This is a genomic window from Empedobacter sp. UBA7494, assembly GCF_002478465.1.
GTDB lineage: Bacteria > Bacteroidota > Bacteroidia > Flavobacteriales > Weeksellaceae > Empedobacter > Empedobacter falsenii_B.
In genome coordinates, this window is the sequence record NZ_DLOC01000092.1 from 38,967 (window position 1) to 59,873 (window position 20,907).

The 20,907-nt window shown below is 32.4% G+C and carries 22 protein-coding genes; 8 read left to right on the forward strand and 14 right to left on the reverse strand.

Translation table 11 applies throughout. The annotated features are described in order from the left end of the window. Positions 1–172 precede the first annotated feature (172 nt). The 4 genes from infB to B4E95_RS10900 form a co-directional block, all read right to left on the reverse strand. The gene (gene infB / locus B4E95_RS10885) at positions 173–3,259 is read right to left on the reverse strand and encodes a translation initiation factor IF-2 (protein ID WP_291091500.1); all 3,087 of its coding nucleotides are present in this window, start codon (positions 3,257–3,259) and stop codon (positions 173–175) included. 63 nt (positions 3,260–3,322) lie between these two features. Beyond that, positions 3,323–4,558 carry a transcription termination factor NusA gene (gene nusA, locus B4E95_RS10890; RefSeq protein WP_114997920.1) on the reverse strand — a complete coding sequence of 412 codons (1,236 nt, stop codon included), beginning with the start codon at positions 4,556–4,558 and terminating at the stop codon, positions 3,323–3,325. Between the two features lie 15 nt (positions 4,559–4,573). Next, on the reverse strand, positions 4,574–5,035 hold the full coding sequence (rimP, locus tag B4E95_RS10895) for a ribosome assembly cofactor RimP (protein ID WP_221854248.1): 462 nt from the start codon (positions 5,033–5,035) through the stop codon (positions 4,574–4,576). 110 nt (positions 5,036–5,145) lie between these two features. Continuing rightward, positions 5,146–5,631, reverse strand: coding sequence for a DUF456 domain-containing protein (locus B4E95_RS10900; RefSeq protein ID WP_291091502.1), 486 nt, complete (start codon positions 5,629–5,631; stop codon positions 5,146–5,148). A 65-nt stretch (positions 5,632–5,696) separates the two neighbouring features. On the opposite strand from B4E95_RS10900, the gene B4E95_RS10905 reads away from it, so the two are divergent. The 4 genes from B4E95_RS10905 (at position 5,697) to B4E95_RS10920 (ending at position 10,056) form a co-directional block, all read left to right on the forward strand. Next, the gene (locus B4E95_RS10905; protein ID WP_291091504.1) at positions 5,697–6,956 is read left to right on the forward strand and encodes a mechanosensitive ion channel family protein; all 1,260 of its coding nucleotides are present in this window, start codon (positions 5,697–5,699) and stop codon (positions 6,954–6,956) included. Between the two features lie 9 nt (positions 6,957–6,965). Further along, a complete protein-coding gene (locus tag B4E95_RS10910) occupies positions 6,966–7,691 on the forward strand; it encodes a pyridoxine 5'-phosphate synthase (protein ID WP_291061125.1) in 726 nt (241 codons plus the stop codon). Positions 7,692–7,694: 3 nt separating this feature from the next. Then, positions 7,695–8,471, forward strand: a complete 777-nt coding sequence (locus tag B4E95_RS10915) for an alpha/beta fold hydrolase (protein WP_291061123.1) — start codon at positions 7,695–7,697, stop codon at positions 8,469–8,471. A gap of 169 nt (positions 8,472–8,640) precedes the next feature. Next, positions 8,641–10,056, forward strand: coding sequence for a S41 family peptidase (locus B4E95_RS10920; RefSeq protein ID WP_291091506.1), 1,416 nt, complete (start codon positions 8,641–8,643; stop codon positions 10,054–10,056). 132 nt (positions 10,057–10,188) lie between these two features. Here B4E95_RS10920 and B4E95_RS10925 read toward each other — a convergent pair whose 3' ends face one another. Beyond that, a complete protein-coding gene (locus tag B4E95_RS10925; RefSeq protein WP_291091508.1) occupies positions 10,189–10,728 on the reverse strand; it encodes a GNAT family N-acetyltransferase in 540 nt (179 codons plus the stop codon). Next, positions 10,719–11,732: an ABC transporter ATP-binding protein gene (locus tag B4E95_RS10930; protein WP_291091510.1), complete on the reverse strand. Its 1,014-nt coding sequence runs from the start codon at positions 11,730–11,732 to the stop codon at positions 10,719–10,721. Before B4E95_RS10930 ends, B4E95_RS10925 begins: the two co-directional genes overlap by 10 nt. Before the next feature lie 100 nt (positions 11,733–11,832). Here B4E95_RS10930 and B4E95_RS10935 point away from each other — a divergent pair, with 100 nt between their 5' ends. The 3 genes from B4E95_RS10935 (at position 11,833) to B4E95_RS10945 (ending at position 13,797) form a co-directional block, all read left to right on the forward strand. Further along, complete coding sequence (locus B4E95_RS10935; RefSeq protein ID WP_291091512.1) at positions 11,833–12,519, forward strand: YceI family protein; 687 nt, start codon at positions 11,833–11,835, stop codon at positions 12,517–12,519. A gap of 161 nt (positions 12,520–12,680) precedes the next feature. Further along, positions 12,681–13,181, forward strand: a complete 501-nt coding sequence (locus tag B4E95_RS10940; RefSeq protein WP_291091514.1) for a hypothetical protein — start codon at positions 12,681–12,683, stop codon at positions 13,179–13,181. Positions 13,182–13,236: 55 nt separating this feature from the next. Continuing rightward, complete coding sequence (locus B4E95_RS10945; RefSeq protein WP_280037289.1) at positions 13,237–13,797, forward strand: cytochrome b/b6 domain-containing protein; 561 nt, start codon at positions 13,237–13,239, stop codon at positions 13,795–13,797. Between the two features lie 33 nt (positions 13,798–13,830). Here B4E95_RS10945 and B4E95_RS10950 read toward each other — a convergent pair whose 3' ends face one another. The 6 genes from B4E95_RS10950 to B4E95_RS10980 form a co-directional block, all read right to left on the reverse strand. Continuing rightward, positions 13,831–14,352 carry a hypothetical protein gene (locus B4E95_RS10950; RefSeq protein WP_291091516.1) on the reverse strand — a complete coding sequence of 174 codons (522 nt, stop codon included), beginning with the start codon at positions 14,350–14,352 and terminating at the stop codon, positions 13,831–13,833. 35 nt (positions 14,353–14,387) lie between these two features. Next, positions 14,388–14,771: a DUF423 domain-containing protein gene (locus B4E95_RS10955; RefSeq protein ID WP_291091518.1), complete on the reverse strand. Its 384-nt coding sequence runs from the start codon at positions 14,769–14,771 to the stop codon at positions 14,388–14,390. Between the two features lie 18 nt (positions 14,772–14,789). Continuing rightward, positions 14,790–15,461 (reverse strand): tRNA (adenosine(37)-N6)-threonylcarbamoyltransferase complex dimerization subunit type 1 TsaB, encoded by a 672-nt coding sequence (tsaB, locus tag B4E95_RS10960; protein WP_291078252.1) that lies wholly within the window; start codon positions 15,459–15,461, stop codon positions 14,790–14,792. A 751-nt stretch (positions 15,462–16,212) separates the two neighbouring features. Then, on the reverse strand, positions 16,213–17,535 hold the full coding sequence (locus B4E95_RS10970) for a TolC family protein (protein ID WP_291091520.1): 1,323 nt from the start codon (positions 17,533–17,535) through the stop codon (positions 16,213–16,215). Positions 17,536–17,632: 97 nt separating this feature from the next. Continuing rightward, positions 17,633–17,959: a gliding motility protein GldC gene (gene gldC / locus B4E95_RS10975; RefSeq protein WP_038335027.1), complete on the reverse strand. Its 327-nt coding sequence runs from the start codon at positions 17,957–17,959 to the stop codon at positions 17,633–17,635. A 17-nt stretch (positions 17,960–17,976) separates the two neighbouring features. Beyond that, on the reverse strand, positions 17,977–19,026 hold the full coding sequence (locus tag B4E95_RS10980; RefSeq protein WP_291091522.1) for a gliding motility protein, GldB: 1,050 nt from the start codon (positions 19,024–19,026) through the stop codon (positions 17,977–17,979). 100 nt (positions 19,027–19,126) lie between these two features. Between B4E95_RS10980 and nadE the strand changes: the two genes are divergently transcribed. Then, the gene (nadE, locus tag B4E95_RS10985) at positions 19,127–19,921 is read left to right on the forward strand and encodes an NAD(+) synthase (RefSeq protein ID WP_291091524.1); all 795 of its coding nucleotides are present in this window, start codon (positions 19,127–19,129) and stop codon (positions 19,919–19,921) included. Positions 19,922–20,149: 228 nt separating this feature from the next. Here the strand turns inward: nadE and B4E95_RS10990 are convergent, their stop codons facing one another. Both B4E95_RS10990 and gcvH read right to left on the reverse strand, forming a co-directional pair. Continuing rightward, entirely contained in the window at positions 20,150–20,530 is a 381-nt protein-coding gene (locus tag B4E95_RS10990; protein WP_291091526.1) for a VanZ family protein, read from the reverse strand. After that, positions 20,523–20,903, reverse strand: a complete 381-nt coding sequence (gcvH, locus tag B4E95_RS10995; protein WP_291091528.1) for a glycine cleavage system protein GcvH — start codon at positions 20,901–20,903, stop codon at positions 20,523–20,525. Before gcvH ends, B4E95_RS10990 begins: the two co-directional genes overlap by 8 nt. Positions 20,904–20,907 lie beyond the last annotated feature (4 nt).

Sequence of the window (20,907 nt, forward strand, 5' to 3'; positions counted from 1 at the left end):
AAAATAAAAGAAAACTTTAAATTAATGTTAAACAGAGATTCTATTCTAAAAATAAGATTAATAATAGAATATAATTCTATATAACAAGTAGAGTATTGATTTTTATTAAATAAAATTTCATAAAAAAAGGAGCTCAAATTGAGCTCCTTTTAAAATATTTGTTGAGAATTGATTATTTCAATTTCTTTTTAACCTCTACAGTTTCGTAAGCTTCGATAATGTCACCTACTTGAATATCGTTGAAGTTTTTGATGTTAAGACCACATTCGTAACCTTTACTAACTTCTTTCACGTCATCTTTGAAACGTTTCAATGAAGCTAATTCACCATCGTGGATCACAACTCCGTCACGAATGATACGAATACTAGAGTTTCTGTAAACTTTACCGTCTAAGACCATACATCCAGCAATAGTACCAACTTTCGTTACTTTGAATGTTTCACGAACCTCAATATTACCTGTTACTTGCTCTTTCAACTCTGGAGATAACATTCCTTCCATCGCTTCTTTGATCTCTTCGATCGCAGCATAGATAATTGAGTAAGTTCTAATTTCAACTTCTTCTTTTTCTGCAATATCACGAGCAGATCCACCAGGACGAACATTAAATCCAATAATAATCGCATCTGAAGCAGAAGCTAATAATACGTCAGATTCTGTAATTTGTCCAACTCCTTTGTGTAAGATGTTAACAATAATTTCTTCTGTCGAAAGTTTTTGTAAAGAGTCTGTTAATGCTTCTACAGAACCATCCACGTCCCCTTTCAAGATAATATTCAACTCTTTGAAATCTCCTAAAGCGATACGACGTCCAATCTCATCAAGTGTGATGTGTTTTTGTGTACGAATAGTTTGCTCACGTTGTAATTGATCTCTACGAGTTGCAATTTGTTTCGCTTCGCGTTCGTCTTCGTAAACTTTGAACTTATCACCTGCAGTTGGCGCACCTGCTAATCCTAATATTGTAACTGGTGTTGATGGTCCAGCAACTTTGATATTGTTACCACGCTCATCTAACATTGCACGAACTTTACCATGGTGAGATCCTGCTAATACATAATCTCCGATGTGTAATGTACCTGTTTGTACAATAATTGTCGAAACATATCCGCGTCCTTTGTCTAATGCAGCTTCTACAACTGTACCAGATGCTTTACGTTTTGGATTCGCTTTAAGGTCTAATACCTCAGCTTCTAATAATACTTTTTCTAATAAATCTTCTACTCCTAAACCAGATTTAGCCGAGATTTCTTGCGATTGGTAAGTACCACCCCAATCTTCAACTAATAAGTTCATTTGAGCTAATTGCTCTTTTACTTTTTCTGGATTAGCTGCTGGTTTATCAACTTTGTTGATTGCGAATACCATTGGTACTCCAGCTGCTTGAGCGTGAGAAATTGCTTCACGCGTTTGTGGCATGATTTGGTCATCGGCCGCAATCACAATAATTGCAATATCCGTTACCTGAGCACCACGAGCACGCATCGCTGTAAAGGCCTCGTGACCTGGTGTATCTAAGAACGCTACACGTTTACCACTTGGCAATGTTACGTTGTACGCACCAATATGTTGTGTAATACCTCCAGACTCACCAGCAATTACGTTTGCTTTACGAATATAATCTAATAAAGATGTTTTACCGTGGTCAACGTGTCCCATTACAGTTACGATTGGCGCACGAGTTACTAAATCTTCTTCGTTATCGATTTCTTCTTCTTCAGTTGAGATTTCTTCTTCAGCATTAGCAAATACTGCTTCGAATCCGAAATCATCTGCAACTAATTGAATTGTATCCGCTTCAAGACGTTGGTTCATGGTAACCATGATTCCCAATGACATACATGCAGAGATAACTTCTGTAACAGAAACATCCATTAACGAAGCCAATTCGTTAACCGTTACAAATTCTGTTACATGTAAAGTTTTGTCCATGTCCATTGCTTCTTGCTCTTGCTCAGCAAACTCACGACGTTCTTTACGTTTGTCTCTTCTGTGTTTAGCCCCTTTAGATCCTTTTCCTTTGTTCGTAAGTTTATCTAAAGTGTCTTTAATTTGTTTTTTAACATCTTCGTCAGAAAGTTCTACTTGAGGAACTCTTGGTCCACGGTTGTTTCCACCTCTAAAGTTTCCACCACCTTGACGATTACCTCCTTGTCCACCTTGACGATTTCCGCCTTGACCTCCTGGGCGATTTCCACCTTGTCCTTGACCTCCTTGACGGTTGTTATTATTTCCTCCTCCGTGGTTGTTATTACCACCTTGGCGGTTATTATTATTTCCTCCTCCGTGGTTGTTGTTACCACCTTGACGATTGTTATTGTTTCCTCCGTTTTCTCCAGCTTTTGCTACATCTTCTGGTTTAACGTTTTTCTGGATACGTTTGCGCTTTTTCTTGTCAGCAGCGTTATTAGCACCTTTTTGATTCCCTTTTTTATCGTCAGTTTTTTTCTTATCAAATTTAGATAAGTCAATCTTTGCACCTGTAAAATTAGGTCCATCTAATTTTGTGTAGACAGTTTCAATTTTTTGAGGTTCAACTGCTGCTACTTCTTCAATTTCTTCTTTCTTCACTTCAGGCTTCGCTTCCGTTTTTATTTCAGGCTTTTTAACCTCTTCCACCTTTTTAGGTTCTTCTTTCTTCACCTCTTTTTTAACTTCCGCCTTCGGTGCTTCCGCCTTTTTAGGTTCTGCTTGCTCTTTTTTAGGAGCTGGAGAATCTTGCTTTTTAGGTTTACCTGTATTATTTATTTTATCAAGATCAATAACCTTAATCACTTTTGGTCCTTTCGGTTCCTCTTTTGATTCAGTTTTAGGTTCAGCTTTTGGTGCTTCCTCTTTCTTGATTTCTTCTTTCTTCACCTCTTCTTTTACCGCAGTTTTTTCTACTTTGGCTTTAGGTTTCAAAGCATCTAAGTCTATTTTTCCAACAGTCTTTGGTCCTTCCAATTCAACTTTCGTCGTTTCAATGATTTCAGGTTTCTTTTCTACTGGTTTTTCAGTTGCAGCTTTTGCTTCTGCTTCTTTTTTCTCAGCGGCTTTGATATCTGAAATTTTGTTAATGACTACTTCACCGGAAGCTTGCTTTTGTTTAGCATCAGATCGGAACTCATTAACTAAAATATCGTAAGTTGGCACATCGATTTTAGAGTTCGGATTTTTCTCTACAGTTTTACCTTTCCCTTCTAAAAAGTCAACAGCTCTATCTATTGATATATTTAATTCTTTTAATACTTTACTTAATCTTATTGTTTCCGACATATGAAGCTAATCTCTTATTTTAATGTTTGCAAATGTATGAATTGTTTATGACTTGAGTATGAATTAATCTTCAAACTCTTCTTTTAAGACACGGATAACGTCTAAGATTGTCTCTTCTTCTAAATCCGTACGCTTGATTAAGTCATCAACATCTTGTTCTAAAATACTTTTGGCAGTATCTAGCCCGATAGCACTGAATGCTTCGATTACCCATGCATCGATTTCATCTGAGAATTCTGATAATTCTACGTCTTCGTCTTGGGCGCCTTCTCTGAAAATATCAATTTCCATTCCAACTAATTTAGAAGCTAAACGAACATTGTAACCGCCTTTACCAATTGCTTTCGAAACTTCGTCTGCATTTACGTAAACTAAGGCTTTGTTTTCTTCTTCATTAATTTCGATATTCGAAATTTTAGCTGGGCTTAAAGCGCGTTGAATAAACAAACTCATGTTGTTTGTGTAGTTGATTACATCGATATTCTCGTTACGTAATTCGCGTACAATTGAATGGATACGAGATCCTTTCATTCCAACACAAGCTCCTACTGGATCGATACGATCGTCGTAAGATTCTACTGCTACTTTTGCTTTATCTCCAGGGATACGAACTACATTTTTGATTGTAATTAATCCGTCTAAAATCTCTGGAATTTCTTGTTCAAATAATTTCTCTAAAAATTTTGGTGATGTTCTAGATAAAATAATTTGAGGTTTTGCTCCTCTCAATTTTACGTCATCTACAACAGCACGTAATGTATCTCCTTTTCTGAAAAAATCTGATGGTATTTGATTTTCTTTTGGTAAAATCATTTCGTTTTGTTCGTCATCCATTATAATCACTTGTTTGTGACGTACATAATGGATTTCTCCCGTAACTACTTCTCCGATTAAACCTTTAAATTTTTCGTATAAATTAGAATTATCATGCTCCATTACTTTAGACACCAATGTTTGGCGTAAAGTTAAAATTGCACGACGACCTAATGCTTCGATCGGAATTTTTTCCGATACTTCTTCACCTACTTCAAAATCTGGCTCAATTTTACGTGCTTCAGATAATTCGATATCTGTTGCGTCGTCTTCTGAAAAACCGTCTTCTACAACGATACGGTTGTGCCAAATCTCTAAGTCTCCTTTATCAGGATTTACAATAATATCAAAGTTATCATCTGTACCATATTTCTTTTTCAAAACACTTTTCAGGGTATCTTCTAAGATTGCCATAAGCGTAATACGGTCGATGTTCTTATCGTCTTTAAAATCTCCAAAAGATTCAATTAATGCAAGATTGTCCATTAAACTTTAATTTTTTTAAAAGGTGACTTTTATAATCGCTTTCTTGATGTCAGCGTAATTTATTTTTTCTTTATGTTCTACTGTAATTTTTCCTTTTCCAACAGGTTTTGGTTCGCGCGCTTCCCAAAAAATTGTAACACCTTCTTCATCGGCTTCTACAATTTCGCCTTCCATCACTTTGTCGCTTAATGTAGCTTCTAAAGTTCTTCCTACATTTTTGACAAATTGGCGTGGCATGGTTAGGTTACTTCCTACACCAGGAGAGGAAACCTCTAATGCAAAATCACATTCTTCTCTATCAAGATTGTGCTCTACATATCGGCTTATTCTTACAATTTCTTCGACTGAAAGACCTTCGTCTCCATCTGCTAAAATTACAATTTTATCATCTGGAGTGATTTTCCAATCGATAAGAAACAATGACGGATTTTCCGCTATTGCTTCGTCTATCAGCTGTTTTACTTTATTTGAATCCATATACAACGAAAAAGAGAGCTATAACCAGCCCTCCTCCATTTATTCCTTTAAATTCTTTGCAAATATACATCATTTTTTTTTATTGACCTAATTTCAACCATTTAATCTGATTAACTCATCAGTTGATATACAAATATTCCGATAAAGATTAACGTTAATATAATGTCGTAACCTGTTGTTAAAATAAATCCGACAAAAGATCCGAAAGCAGATTTTAATGCAACTTTAGGCGAAGCCGCAGTAAAAACCAATTCGCCTAATAATGCTCCCAGAAAAGGACCTACGATAAACCCGATTGGTGGAAAAAATAATCCGATGATTAATCCTACAATAGATCCCCAAATCCCGTATTTGGTTCCACCTAATTTCTTGGTCATGTAAGCTGGTAATAAATAATCTAAAAGCGCACCTAATAACACAAAAAGTCCAGCAATAATTATCGTTCCCCAATTGTAACTACAATCACCACTAAATTTGAAAACTAATAATCCAACCAATGCCAAAGGTGCTCCTGGTAAAACTGGCAAAACAGTTCCGACCAAACCAACAACCAATAAAATTCCACTAATAAGATTTAGTATACTATCGTTATCCATTATTTTAGTATTTTTAAAACTGTAACTTTGCACAAACAAATCTATTTAAACTCAATTAACAGCTTATGCAAGATAAATCTTTTTATGAAGAATTTTCTGATGGTGTAAAATTTTTTTTCAATCAATATTTCAAAATTGATTTATCCGAAAATCTTTTTACCTTTTTAGAAATTGTCACTTGGATAGCTATTCTTTTTGTGTTAGATTTTGTGCTAAGAGCTATTATTCTTCCGCTTCTAAAAAAACTGAAAAATTTTACCGAAAACGATTGGCTGAAGTTTTTGTACAAAAACAAAGTCTTTGTTTCAGCTATTCATCTCATTCCAATCAGTTTTGCATTAAGCATGAATGTTATTTTGTTCAAAAACGAAGGAAATATTTTTCATGTTGTTCAACGCATTACACAACTTATTTCATTAATCGTTTTTACGCAACTTATTTTCCGAGTTATCAATACAATTATTGATGTGTACAACGAAGAAAATAGTTATACAACAGTTGGAGTACGAACTTTTGGGCAAATGTTGAAGTTTATTATCACATTTTTTGCGATTATTTCTGGAATAATGATTTTGTTTACGGTTGATAAAAACACAATTATTACTGTTCTCGGAGCTTTAACCGCAGCTGTTTTATTGATTTTTCGTGATGCAATTTTCGGATTTGTTTCTGGTTTGCAAATCTCCTATTCTAAAATTGTAAAAGTTGGCGATTGGATTACCGTTTCCAAAGGCGATATTGAGGGAACAGTAAAAGAAATTAACATCAATTTGGTGAAAATTGAGAAGTTTGATAAATCTATTGCAACAGTTCCTACTGTGGATTTGGTTTCGTCGCAAGTAACCAATCATATGGCGATGTTGGCGACTGGAACACGTCAAATAAAACGTTCTGTTTCGTTTAATGTAAATTCGTTTCAGTTTTGTAACGAAGAAATGTTAAATCGTTTCGAAAATATTACTTTAATTCATCATTATATTCAACAAAAACGTCACGAAATCTCTATCTATAATCAAAACATTGAAAATTCTGATTTAGATATTAATGGTAAAAACTTAACCAATATTGGTGTTTTTAGAATTTATGTTGAACATTATTTAAAAAGTTTGAAAACTGTTTCGCAAAATGATTCAATTATCGTAAAACAATTACCTGTTTCGCCGCTTGGAATGCCGTTAGAAATTGGTTGTTTTACAACTTCGGCAAGCAATTTGGAATTTGAAAGAATTCAGTCCGATATTTTCGATCATTTGTTAACAGCTTGTCGTAAATTTGACTTAGAAATTATGCAAAGCATTTCGCTTTCTGATATAAAAAAATTATAATATAAAATCATGACTAAATTAAGTGTTAATATAAATAAAATTGCCACAATTCGTAATGCGCGTGGTGGAAATACGCCAAATCTTGTAGAAGCGGCAATCAAAATTCAGGAATTCGGAGGGCAAGGAATTACGATTCATCCACGTCCAGACGAACGTCATATTCGTTACCAAGATGTGTACGATTTGAAACCTGTTGTAACAACTGAATTTAATATTGAAGGAAAACCGATTGATAGTTTTATGGAATTGGTTTTAAACTCAAAACCAGAACAAGTTACCTTGGTTCCTGATGCAGAAGATGCGATTACATCAAATGCTGGTTGGGATACAGTCAAACATTTTGATTATTTAACTGATGTAATTAAAACCTTTAAAGACGCTGGAATCAGAACATCTATTTTCTTAGATCCAAATCCTGCTTTAATTGAAAGTGCTGCAAAAACTGGTGCAGATCGAATCGAATTGTACACAGAAGAATTTGCAACGCAATATGGTTTAGGAAATCTTGAAGCAATCAATCCATATAAAGAAACAGCTAAATTGGCAATCAAAAACGGCTTGGCTGTAAATGCTGGACACGATTTGAGTTTAGATAATATTGAATATTTTATTCGTGAAATTCCAACAATTGCAGAAGTTTCTATTGGTCATGCATTAATTTCTGAAGCTCTATATTTAGGTTTAGAAAATACAATACAAGCGTATTTACGTAAAATTGAATTAGCAAATTTGTAAAAAATGGCAGAAATCTTACATAGTAAAATTGTTGGTTCTGGTGAAAAACATTTATTGGTTTTTCATGGATTATTCGGGCAATTGGATAATTGGAGCACATTAGGAAAACATTTTGGTGAATATTTTACGACACATTTGATTGATTTGCGCAATCATGGACGTAGCTTTCATAGCGAAGATTCTTCTTTGGAAGCGATGACGCAAGATATCGTGAATTATATGGATGCAAATTCTATCGAAAAAGCACATTTGTTGGGACATTCTCTTGGCGGAAGAATTGTGATTGATTTTGCAATGACTCATCAAAATAGATTAGATCATTTGATTGTTGCGGATATGGCGCCTAAAGCTTATCAACCTCATCATAATGCAATTTTCAAAGCATTGAAATCTGTCAATTTTGATCAAGTTGAAACTCGAAAAGATGTAGAAACGACTTTAGAACAATATATTCCTGAAATTGGTGTGCGACAATTTTTGTTGAAAAACGTTTACCACGCCGATAATGGAAAATATGCTTTTCGATTCAATTTAGCTATTTTGGAGAAATTTTACCAAGAGATGATTGGTTCTGAATTGTTAAAAGGCAAATTTGATGGTCCAACTTTATTTTTGGGTGGTGCAAATTCTAATTACATTATGCCAGAAGATGAAATGATTATCAAAGAGCGTTTTCCAAATGCAGAAATCAAAAAAATTGCAAATGCAGGACATTGGTTACATGCCGAAAACCCAAAAGATTTTACAGCAGAAGTTTTAGATTTCTTGTTGAATAAATAAAAACAAAAAAGCGAAATTCAAATTGAGAATTTCGCTTTTTTTATTAAATTACATCATTATTCAATTAAACTGATTATGAATGTCTAAAGCTAAATTTTTAACAATTTTTCTATTATTTTGGAATATTACTTATTCCCAATCTATTGATGATTCTTTTTCGCAGACAAAAATGCAAAAGGATTTAAAGATTTTTAAAGATATAAGGATTAAAACTAATTCAGGTTTATACAAATACAGAACAAAATCAGAAATTGACAGCATTTATAATTGGGCAGAAAAAGAAATTAGTAAATCTTCTACTTACCGAGATTTTTACAATATCATTTGTACTTTAACTGACTATGAAGGTAGTTTGCACAATGACACTGAATTATCTAAAAATAATTTAAAAATATTAAAAACAGAATTATCTGGATATTTTCCTTTTCCCTTAAAAAAGATAGATAACAAATGGATTATCAACTTCGAAAACAATGCTATTCCATTGGGTTCTGAGATAATTTCTATCAATAATGAAAAAATTGAGAATGTTGAGAAAAATTTATTCAAATACTACACAACAGATGGTTATAATACAACTGGAAAAAATATTGGTTTAAGCACTCATTTTTCTAAATTTTATAGATTAAATTATGGTCTAAAGAATAATTTTATTGTTGAATACAAATTACCTTTTTCCAATCAAATTTTAAAAAATACAATAGAAAGTATTGGTTATGCTGATTATTATAAAAATTTTAGAAACCGATTTTCAAAACCCTATGATCAGGTTTATTATGCTAATTTGAAAGAAAATGAAAAGTATTCCTTTAAGATAATAGATGCTTCGACTGCTATTTTGACAATTCATACATTTTCTATGGGTGATGAAAAATCAGAAGAACATAAAATTTATAACGAGTTTCTAAATAACACATTTACTGAAATTAAAAATAAAAACATTACAAATCTTATTCTTGATGTACGAAACAATGGAGGAGGAACAGACCCTAATGATATTTTAACTTACTCTTATTTAACTTCTCGAAATTTTCAAGAAAATAAACAAGCTTGGATTAGCTTTAAAAAAATTCCACTTTTAAAATATTATAATTTAAACGCTCCAAAATTTATACGTCCTTTATTTGTAGGAAAATATAATAAAGAATTACAAGCAATTTTTCCAGAGAATAGAAATGATGCATTCTATGAAAACGAAAAGAGCAATGATCATAAAATTTGGACTCCAAATTCAAATGCCTTTCAAGGAAAAATATACTTACTCATTAGTCCTGCTGTTGCTTCTGCTGGAAGTTTATTTGCTTCTATGGTAGCTGGAAACTCGAATTGTATAGTTATTGGAGAAGAGTCGATGGGTGGATATTATGGTCATAATGGTCATACACCTTTTGAATATAAATTACCATATTCAAAAATAATCACATCTTTTTCTATCGTTAATTTAGAACAAGATGTTCCTAAAAAAGATAAACAAAAATACGGAAGAGGAATTCTTCCTGATTATCAAATTTCACAGACCTTAGATGATTTCTTAAATCAAAGAGATACACAATTAAATTTCACGATTGATTTAATAAAAAAATAAATTCAAAATAAAAATTTTGAGATTCTTCATTTCGCTAACGCTACATTGAGAATGACATTTTCTTGATTGATATTTTAGAAGAATCTAATTTTTAAAACACCTTGACAAGGTTTTAATCCTTGTCAAGGTGTTTTAACTCAATTTATTTTCTCTCAACAACGACCAATAAATCATAGTTGAATCTCGACTCAATTCAGTGAAATTTAGTTTTTTCAAAAGCTTGGTTGAGCCAATATTTTCTATCAAACAACAAGCGGTAACTTCCTCTAAAGTTTCTTTCGTAAATACCCAGTTTATCAATTCCGCAGCTGCTTCAACGGCAAAACCTTGCTTTCTTTCGGCTTCGATAATTCCGTAACCAATATCACAACTTCTTCCAACAAAATTATAACCTTTAAAACCAATGTCACCAATTATTTCTCGTGTTGATTTCTTGATAATCATCCACGATTCGAAACCTGTTGGTGCGTCAACTTTAGACAAGTTTACAATAATTCGAGGCAATGTTTCGATTACATCTGCATCAGGCCAACCTTTTCCTCTAACTAAATTTAATTGCTCTAAATCGGTATAATTATTTTGTAATATATTTTCGCAAATGGAAATCGTGAACGGCATCAAAATTAATCGTTCGCTACACAATTCCGTTACTTGTAAACTTTCTAAATGCATAATTGATGAAATTTTATAACTTCAAAATGTATCAACTCATCTTTCATTAATTTTTGAGAAGAATAAGTCAACAATTCAATGTTTTTGAATGTAAATCTTACCAAATAATCTCTTCCCTGAAATTTTGATGAAATTACTTTTCCTTCGAATTTTCCATTTTCAGAAATTGTAATTTCTTCTGGATAAATGACAATTTTAGAAGAGTCGATTCCTAAATCTTGCGAATCATCCAACACATTTACATAACCAAAAAGTTTGGCCACATAAGCTGTCGCAGGAGAATTTCGCACATTCTCGACCTCATCAAACTGAATCATTTTTCCGTTTTGCAAAACTAAAATTTTATCCGAAGTATAAAAAGCATCATTCAAATCATGCGTTGTAAAAATCACTGTAATTTGATGCGCCTTGCACCAATCCATAATTTTTTCTCGAATGGTTAATTTTAATGTTTGATCTAAATTAGAAAAAGGTTCATCCAACAACAAAATTTCGGGTTGTTGTGCCAAAGCTCGTGCAATAGACACACGCTGTCGCTGACCACCACTCAACTTATTCGGAAAAATATGTTTAAAGTCTAACATTTCAACCACCATTAACGCTTCGTCAATTTGTTGTTGCTTAAGTTCTAAATCAAAATTGCTTAAGAATTTTCCGACATTTTCGCCAACCGTCACAAAATCTAACAAATCATAATCTTGCGCTACGTATTTCATCATTTTATGACCTGGAATCAAGTTATAAGCAGGACCACGTAATTTTTTGGTATGATAGTAAATTTCTCCTTCTTTAAAATCCAGCAAACCATAAATCAATTTCAGTAAAGTTGATTTTCCACTTCCACTTTCTCCGATAATACTTATCACTTCGCCTTTGTTAACTGCAAAATTGATGTTATCGAGTACTTTTTCTTCGAAATCTGGATAATTATAACTGAGTTGTTTTACGTTTAGCACGATTGAATAATTTTTCTTATGTTTGGCTAAGGTATTAGATTTATTCAATATGAAATAATTGTTTAATTATTTCATTTATTGATATAAATCAATATCAACTATTAATTTATATTATAGTTTTGTAAAAGAAAAAATTAAAAAAAGCAATATGAAAAAATTATTCTTAGGATTGGCTGTTGTTTCTGCTATTGCATTAACTTCTTGTGGAGGAAAAACTGAAACTAAAGCTGCAACTGAAGCTCAAGAAGGAGCAACATCAACTGAAGGAGCGGCAGAATATGCTGTTGATACAACTACATCTGTTGTAAATTGGAAAGGTGGAAAAACTTTTGACGATATCAACAAACCAGAAGAAGGTCACTACGGAGTAGTAAAATTAAAAGAAGGTTCTGTAAAAGTACACGATGGAGTTTTAGAATCAGGGAAATTTGTTGCTGATTTTGCTTCTTTCGAATCTAAAGATTTAGATGCTGATGCAGAAAGCAAAGGAAAATTAGACGGACACTTAAAATCTGCTGATTTCTTAGACGTTGAAAAATTCCCAACTGCAACTTTCGAAATTACAGGAGTTAAAGCTTTAGAAGGTGGAGATTACAATTCAGAAATTTCTGGAAACTTAGATTTCCGTGGAGTTCCTAAAAATGTTACTTTCAAAGCTAATGTAACTGTTGATGCGAATGGTGTTACAATTAAATCTGAAGAATTCGGAATTAACCGTAAAGATTTCGGAATTGTTTTCACAGGTGGTGGAGGATCTATTGTAAAAGACGAAGTTTTATTACAAGTAGATTTAGCTGCTAAACCAGCTACTGCAACAGCAGAAGCTGCTAAATAATCGAATTGAATATTCATAAAATAATAGAAGCCATTTATCTTAGATAGATGGCTTTTTTGGTTTAGAGGCGAAAAAATATAATTTCTCTCATTTTTTTTGTGATAATTAATTGAACTTAATTATATTCGTACTCATAATTAATAACATACATTAACAAAACAATGAAAACAATTAAGTTCTTCCATCCGGATGAAACATTTAATTATAATATTGAAAAATCGTTATGCAAAGTCGTTTTTCAAGGAAATAAAAAATGTTTGTTGGTCGAAATACATTCGACTGATGACTTAGAACACGTAGAAGGCGATTCGTTACAAAACGATTTTCCTCAACTTTCTTTATTTATTGATGATTTTCCTTTGGATGTAGAATCTGTAGAAGAATTAAACGGTAAAAAAGTTTCTATTCCTTACGGTTTTGCCGAGGAAGAAGACGAAGAAGGTGAAACGGTGGAAGTATATTACACAACGTTGAATGCTTCGGAAGAAGATTACGAAACGGTAAACAACGAATTAACTTTTAGTGTAAATGACAAAGGAATTTTGACCTTGAATTGGAAAGGTGAAGTGCAAGATTTTGTAGAAGAATCTGAAAAAGATATTCCTTTCGAAATAGAATGTACATTTGAAGAATTCGAATTCACAGAAGACGATTTTGAATAAAAAAATACAACAAAAACCTCTCAATTTTGAGAGGTTTTTTTAATCACTATAAATTATGAAAAAGTTTACTTTAACTCATCGATTATTACATTGGACAATCGGAATATCGATGATAATGCTTTTCTTAACTGGTTTTTTGAGAATGGAATGGATGAGTAAGAAAAATCTTTCTGCTTTGATTACTAATGAAGTTTCAAAAGAAGGTTTAAACATTTCTGACGCTACTTTAAAAACAATTGGGAGAAGTTCTTTAGAACCAATGTGGCAATGGCACGAAATATTTGCTTATATCGCTTTAGGTCTTTTTGCTGTCCGAATTGTTTATATGCTGGTAAAGGGAATCCGATTTCCTAATCCTTTGAAAAGTCATTCAACATCCGAAAAATTTCAGGGAATAATTTATATGATTTTCTATTTGTTAATGCTAATTAATATTGTGACAGGATTTTATTTAATGTGGGGAAATGGAACTTACAAAGACCCTATGGAAGAACTGCATAAAACTGCAATTTATTGGTTTCCTATCTTCTTTCTCATTCATCTAATTGGAGTTATTATCGATGAAGTCAATAAAAATTCTGGAATTGTTTCTAAAATGATAAATGGTAAAGATTAAAAATAAAAAAAGACACTTTATAAAGTGTCTTTTTTATTTAAACATTTGATATATTTTATCTTTTTCGTAACCTTCGATGGTTACTTTTTGATCAGTACTATAAAACGTATATTCTTTACGATTATCTGTATCTATAATATAATTCGGAAAAGATTTATTTGGTCTTCTCATTCTTGCTTCTTTGAGATTTTTTCGATCCTTGTTCGATATCAAAAAAGTCTTTTTATCAAGAATCAAAAAGTAATATTCTTTTTCTAAAGAATAATAGTTGCTTGACGATTTTACAGTTAAGATTAATTTATTATCCTTTACTTGATAAGTTCCTTCAGCAAAACCATAATTAGCATTATTGATTTCTTTACCGTTTTTATCTAACTCTACAATACAGCTAAGAAAAACCGACTTGTATTTGAATTGTTGGTTATTAAACAATTTCAATTCAAAGTCGCTATGTTTAAAGATTAAAGGAGTCGTCAACACTAATTTATCTTGCGCTTTTGTATTAATTGCAAGTAAAAATAATAATCCAACCAATAATTTATTCCACAAATTCATATAACTGATTAACAATTATATAAATTTAAAGAAAATTATTTTCCTTTCATAAAAATCCAAGCCAATAAACCCCAACCGATAATCATGAATAATCCTCCAAGTGGCGTAATTGGTCCTAAAAATTTAAGATTTGCATTCCAATGTTCTGCGAATGACAACAAATAGATACTTACAGAAAAAACAAATGTTCCGGCAATTAAACACCAAGCGGCAGAGCGTTCTAAATCGTTGTTAAATTGAAAATACATTCCAACAGCTAACAAAACAATTGCGTGATACATTTGGTAACGTACTCCAACTTCAAAACTTGCTAATTTTTCGGCAGGCAAAATTTTCTTGAATGCATGAGCACCAAAAGCGCCTAATATAACCGCAATCATTCCGTATAATGAAGCAATTGTCAACACAAGATTTTTCATAAATTATCTCTTTTTATTTTATTCAGATTTCTTTTTTCCTGCCACAAAATCTTTCAGATAATATGGCTCGAAATACGCAACATCTTCAAATGATTTTTGGTTAAATTTTTCTTCCGCAACACGAATCATATCTTTTGCCGATGGAAAAGTTTGTATAAACGTAGCATCTAAATGCGCTAAAACTTCTTGACATTTTTCTGCTCCATCACCCACAAAAATAATTTTCTTTCCTTTCAATTCTTCAAAAGAAGTTTCGTCGATTACTTTCGCTTCAGTTTCTGTCAACTGATTTCCTTGCTTATCGAATAAAGCTGTATAGACTTCCATTCGTCTAGCATCAATCATCGGAATGATATAATCTGCCTCTTGATTTAATTGTGATTCCGCCAAAATTTGCAACGAATTAATTGCCATAAGTGGAATATCAGATCCATACGCAAAACCTTTGGCAGACGAAACGCCAATACGCAAACCTGTGTAAGAACCTGGACCTTTTGAAACACAAACCGCCTCGATATCTTTCCAATTTATTTGCGCACCTTCCACACACCAATCCACAAACTGATTCAGTTTTTCGCCATGTGCATAGTTTTCATCACTTTCTTCAACCAAACATAGTTGAACGCCATCTTTAGCAATCGAAACCGAACAATTTTTTGTTGAAGTTTCTAAATTTAAGATTGTTGCCATGCTGCAAAGATACATCACGAAAGTTAGATGATTTATGTTTGATAAGATGATTTTCTTTCGGAAATAGAGAAAATAGTTAGCTTTAATCGATTTGTTTGACCAATTCTAATCTGTCCACAATAAAATTTTGTTCTAAAATAGTTCCTGGAGAAAGAACTGCATTTGCTCCAATTTTTGAATCGTCTCCTACCAAAGCTCCAAATTTCGTTACACCAGTTGAAATAATTTGATCGTTGACTTTTACAGAAATGTTTTAACAATACGTTCATTGTAATGATTCGCACAAATAGAACCAGCCTCAAAATTTACATTTTCACCAATTAAACTATTTCCAACAAAATTGAAGTGAGCTATTGCTGATTTTTCAAAAAGAATTGCTTGTTTTACTTCTGATCCCGGACCAACAATAACCGAATTCGTAAGAAAAATTGGTCCACGTAAATAGGCATGCGCTCCGATAAAACAATTTTCTGAAATAATAATTGTTCCTTTTAGTGTAACTCCTTTCTCTACAGTTGCAGATTTATGAATCGCAACATTACCTTCGATCCTATAATCATCAGATAGTTGCTGAATTTTATTCGTAAGAATTTCTTCTTAATTATCTATGATTTCCCAAGGTTGCTGATTTGCATTTTCTGGAAAGTGAGACAAAAAACTTTTTATGTAATCTTGAATATTTATCATTTTTAAATTTAAAAAATCTAGAAATAAATTATATCAAAAAAAGGTTATTAAAATAGTTAAACCTCTATTTCTCCTCCAACGTAATTGGAACGCCTGCATAGAAATCTAATATTTTTTGTTTGAAAATGTAGTTGTATTTCGCTTGTAACATTTGCGATTCTGCCACCATCATGTCATTACGCGAACGGTTAAAATCATATTGATTAATAACTCCAGCATTGTAAGATTTCTGTGCAAAATCGTATGAAATTTTCGCATATTTTACCGCTTCTTTCGACGAATCATATGATGCATAAGAGCTATTTACTTCAAAATAAGCAGACTGAACGTTTTTCAACACCTCTTGTTTCGATTGTAGAAGATCAACTTTTGCTAAATCCTCGTTGATTAATGCTTTCTGAATATTAATTTTATAGGAATATTGATTCCAAATTGGAATAGACACTCCAACTCCAAAAACACCCGTTACATTATGTCCTAATTGCTCTAATAACGCATCTTGACGTAATCTCTTGTTAAAATATTGCAGATAATTCGTTCCGAAATTGAAACTTCCTGTCACTTTTGGAAATAATGAAGTTCGCGCGATTTGAGTTTCTTTCGCAGCAACATCAATTTGCAATTCGGCATGTTTTACAGAAGGCTGATTTTGATAAGCCGTTTCTACCACATCATCCAAATTATACAATTGAGACGTTACATTATCTGGAATTTTGACATCAGTTACAGCAAAATTTCGGTAATCATTTAATTGCAACAACATCGCTAAATTGAACAATGCACGCTCTATTTCGATTTGTGCATTTACCACTTCACGTGTATTTGTCGCGACTTCAGATTCAGATTGAGCAACAACAGATTGAGCTACTGAACCAGCTTTGAATTTCTTTTGATTTTGATCCAATAATTGTTTCGAAATAGTTAGATTTCCTACTGCAACTTGTTTCAATTCTTTGTTCAATAAAACCGCCAAATAATAATTTGCAACTTGTAACGAAATATCATTTATCGTCATCGCAGTTTGTACTTTCGACGCTTCTAATTCCAAAGCAGCTTTGTCTTTATTCAATTGAACAACTCCACCATTGTAAATATTGATGCTAGATTGTACGCCAAATGAATGCGCAAATTGATAATATCCCTTTTCTATTGTTGGATTATAAGTTCCGATTGTAAAGTTAGTATCTACATAACCCGAAACTGTTGGCAACCAAGCGTTATAGGTTAATTCTAAATTTTTATTAAAAATTTCTTGGTTGATGGTATTCTGTTGAACAGTCAAATTATTTTTCGAAGCATATTCAATACATTTTTCAATTGTCCATCTTTCTTGGGCAAACGAAGAAAGAGAAGTAATAAATAGTAAAGTAAAAAATAATTGTTTCATAGACTATTCTTGTCAGAAAATTAAAGATATAAAATAAGTCGAATTTCTAACCAAAATGTTACGAAATTCGACTTAAAGTTTTTATTTGGTTAAAATCTTAACCTTTAATTTTTGAAGCAATTGCGAATTCTTCTGCAAAAGCAGCGATTCTTTCTGCAACTTCTTTTTCCTCTGTTGCTCTTTCGTAAGAACTAGACATTGAAATTAAAATTTGGTGAAAGAAACGTTTCATATCATCTTGTGTCATTTCTTTTGTCCACAAATCGATACGCAAAGCCTCTTTTGCTTTATCATCCCAAACAGAAAGTAACATTGCTTTTGTTTCTTCGTGACTAATTCCACCGTCTGGTGCATTCCAAGTCATTTTTTCTGGTACGTGATTTTCGTCCAATTCAATCTCTACCGTAATATTTGTTGTTCTCATAACTTCTAATTATTAGTTTATTTCACAAAATGGTAAACTTTACCATCAATTGTTTTTGTTGTATAATTTGTTGAATTATTACTTTCTAAAGCTGGCTTATATTTAGAATCTTTGAAGATTTTTTGACCATCCATATCATCTAACAAAGCTTTCAATTCTACCTTCGGATTCTCTTTCATGTATTGGCGAATAATTTGCAAACCAATCCAAGCCGCAATTCTTCCTGGAGAATCTTGTTCTATTTCATTATTAAATTTTGAAAATGGACTAACTGCTAAAAAGCGTTTATCCAAAGAAGCATCTGAACTGAATACATAATTTTGCTCCACAAAAAAGTTCCAAATTTGACCTTCGTTCTCAATACACCACTGAATTTGTTCTGGCGTGTAACCAACTTTATATTCGTCTGGTGTATCTGTTAACAATGCATCTTGCAAAATCAATTTCTTCCCTTCGTAAATCATTTTATCAATAAATAATTGATTTCTTGGGCTAAATGTTACCACATCATTCGCAATTGCATCAACAGCTTGAGAAGGCAAACGATTAAAATCTAAATTTGTGCGTAAATAACGTTCTACACCAATGCTATCATATAATTTATTCTTTGACCCCAAATACGCATCCATCGCAATAAACATCAAGCCAGATTGCTGACTAAACATCACAGGATAATCTATATTTTGCAAACCTGATGAATAAGTATAAACCGTCGGAATTTTATATTCTGGAAAATAAAATTGGTAACGTTGAAACATCGGAGTTAACGATTGATTTAAGTTTTTAAAATCTCCAAAAATCTTTCGAGATTGTCCATAAATACTCAATTCTTCTTTATTACGACGTTGACTTTCCCATACATCATCCGCAGTTTTTGCATCAAAAAAGAAAGGATAATCTTTTCGTAAAGTCGCTAAAGGAATCGAATCGTTAAAAAAATCTTGGCTGATATCATGAATATTCAACTGAACATTTTGTTCTTTGACATCCACTTCCCACGATTTTTCTTTTTTGCACGCAGTAAATAAAATTAAACTCGCAAAAGCTAAGCCATATACAAATTTCATTGCTTGGTTATTTAGCTAACAAAAATAGTAAAATAATCTGTAGTATTTTCAACCCTAATTTTTTTCATAATCTGCTATCTTTGAAATAAATTATTAAACTATGCAAACTGAAAAAGTTGTAGAATATATTGTTTCTTGGTTGAAAGATTATTTGGAAACAGCGCACCAAAAAGGCTTTGTGATTGGAATTTCGGGCGGAGTTGATTCGGCTGTAACCTCAACACTTTGCGCGATGACAGGTTATCCTTTGCTTAATTTGGAAATGCCAATTCATCAAGAAAAAAATCAAGCGGATAGAGCAAAACGTCATATTGAATGGTTAAAAAATAAATTTTCTTCGCCAATTGATTCAATAGAAGTTGATTTAACCTCAACTTTTGATGCAATGGTTTCGGCTTTATCAGAAACGGAAACGACGGATAAAGTGAATTTAGCTTTGGCCAATACACGTTCTCGTTTGCGTATGACAACGCTTTATTATTTTGCTGGTTTACACAATTATTTGGTTGCAGGAACTGGAAATAAAGTTGAAGATTTTGGCGTTGGTTTTTATACAAAATATGGTGATGGCGGTGTAGATCTTAGTCCTATTGCTGATTTGATGAAATCGGAAGTGTATAAAATTGCTGAATTTTTAGGTATTAATACAGATATTCAAAAAGCAAAACCAACAGATGGTTTGTTTGGTGATGATCGTTCGGATGAAGATCAATTAGGCGCAAATTACGATGAATTAGAATGGGCAATGAAAGCGAAAGAAGCTGGAAAAACTGCAAATGAATTTGAAGGTAGAGAAAAAGAAGTATTCGAGATTTATTCCAGATTAAATCGTATTAACCAACATAAAATGGTTCCAATTCCGATATGTGATATTCCTGAGGAGTTGATGAACTAAGCGGTAAGCACAATTAATTTTTTCAATATAAAAGCAAGCGAAAGGTTGCTTTTTTTTATTTTGATGTGATGTTGAAACGAGTTCAATATGACTTACGTATAAATGTCATTCTGAATAAAACGTTAGTAGAATGAAGAATCGAAGATTCCTCCTAACGTCGGAATGACATTTTCTTAGTTTACACTTGAATAAGTCAAAAAGATAAGAAAAACAAAAAACTCAGTAATACTACTGAGTTTTTTTATGTTGTAAATAATATGTTATTGCGATATATGCGAGGGAGATTCCGGATAAGTTTGCCATTAAATCGACAAAATCAAAACTACGATGAAGTGATGTTAAAATGCCTTGTAAAATTTCGATAAGAAAACTTACCAAAAACGGAATTATCATCAAACGTAGATTTGTTATTTTGTATGCGACAAATAACAAAAACGTCATCATTCCAAACATTCCACAATGTACAACTTTATCTAAATTATCAATCTCCAAAAAGATTTCTAATTCTTTGATTGTACTTAATTTCGAGAAATTTTCTTGTGGAAGTAGCGTCAGATAAAACACCAACGCAACATATACAAAGAATACTATTTTTTTTGTCTTATGCACCGATTAATTCTCCGTAAGCAGCTGCATCTAATAAAGCATCTAATTGAGACGCGTCTTCAACTTTTACTTTGATAATCCACCCTTTTCCGTAAGGATCAGTGTTGATTAATTCTGGCTCACCTTCTAATTCAGTGTTAAATTCTACAACTTCACCGCTAATTGGCATAAATAAGTCAGAAACTGTTTTTACTGCTTCTACTGTTCCAAATACTTCTTCTTGACCTAATGTTTCTCCTTCTGTTTCTACGTCAACATAAACAATATCTCCTAACTCTCCTTGTGCGAAAGCTGTAATACCGATTGTTGCTACGTCTCCTTCTACAGAAATCCACTCGTGATCTTTACTGTACTTTAAATTGTTTGGAATGCTCATAATG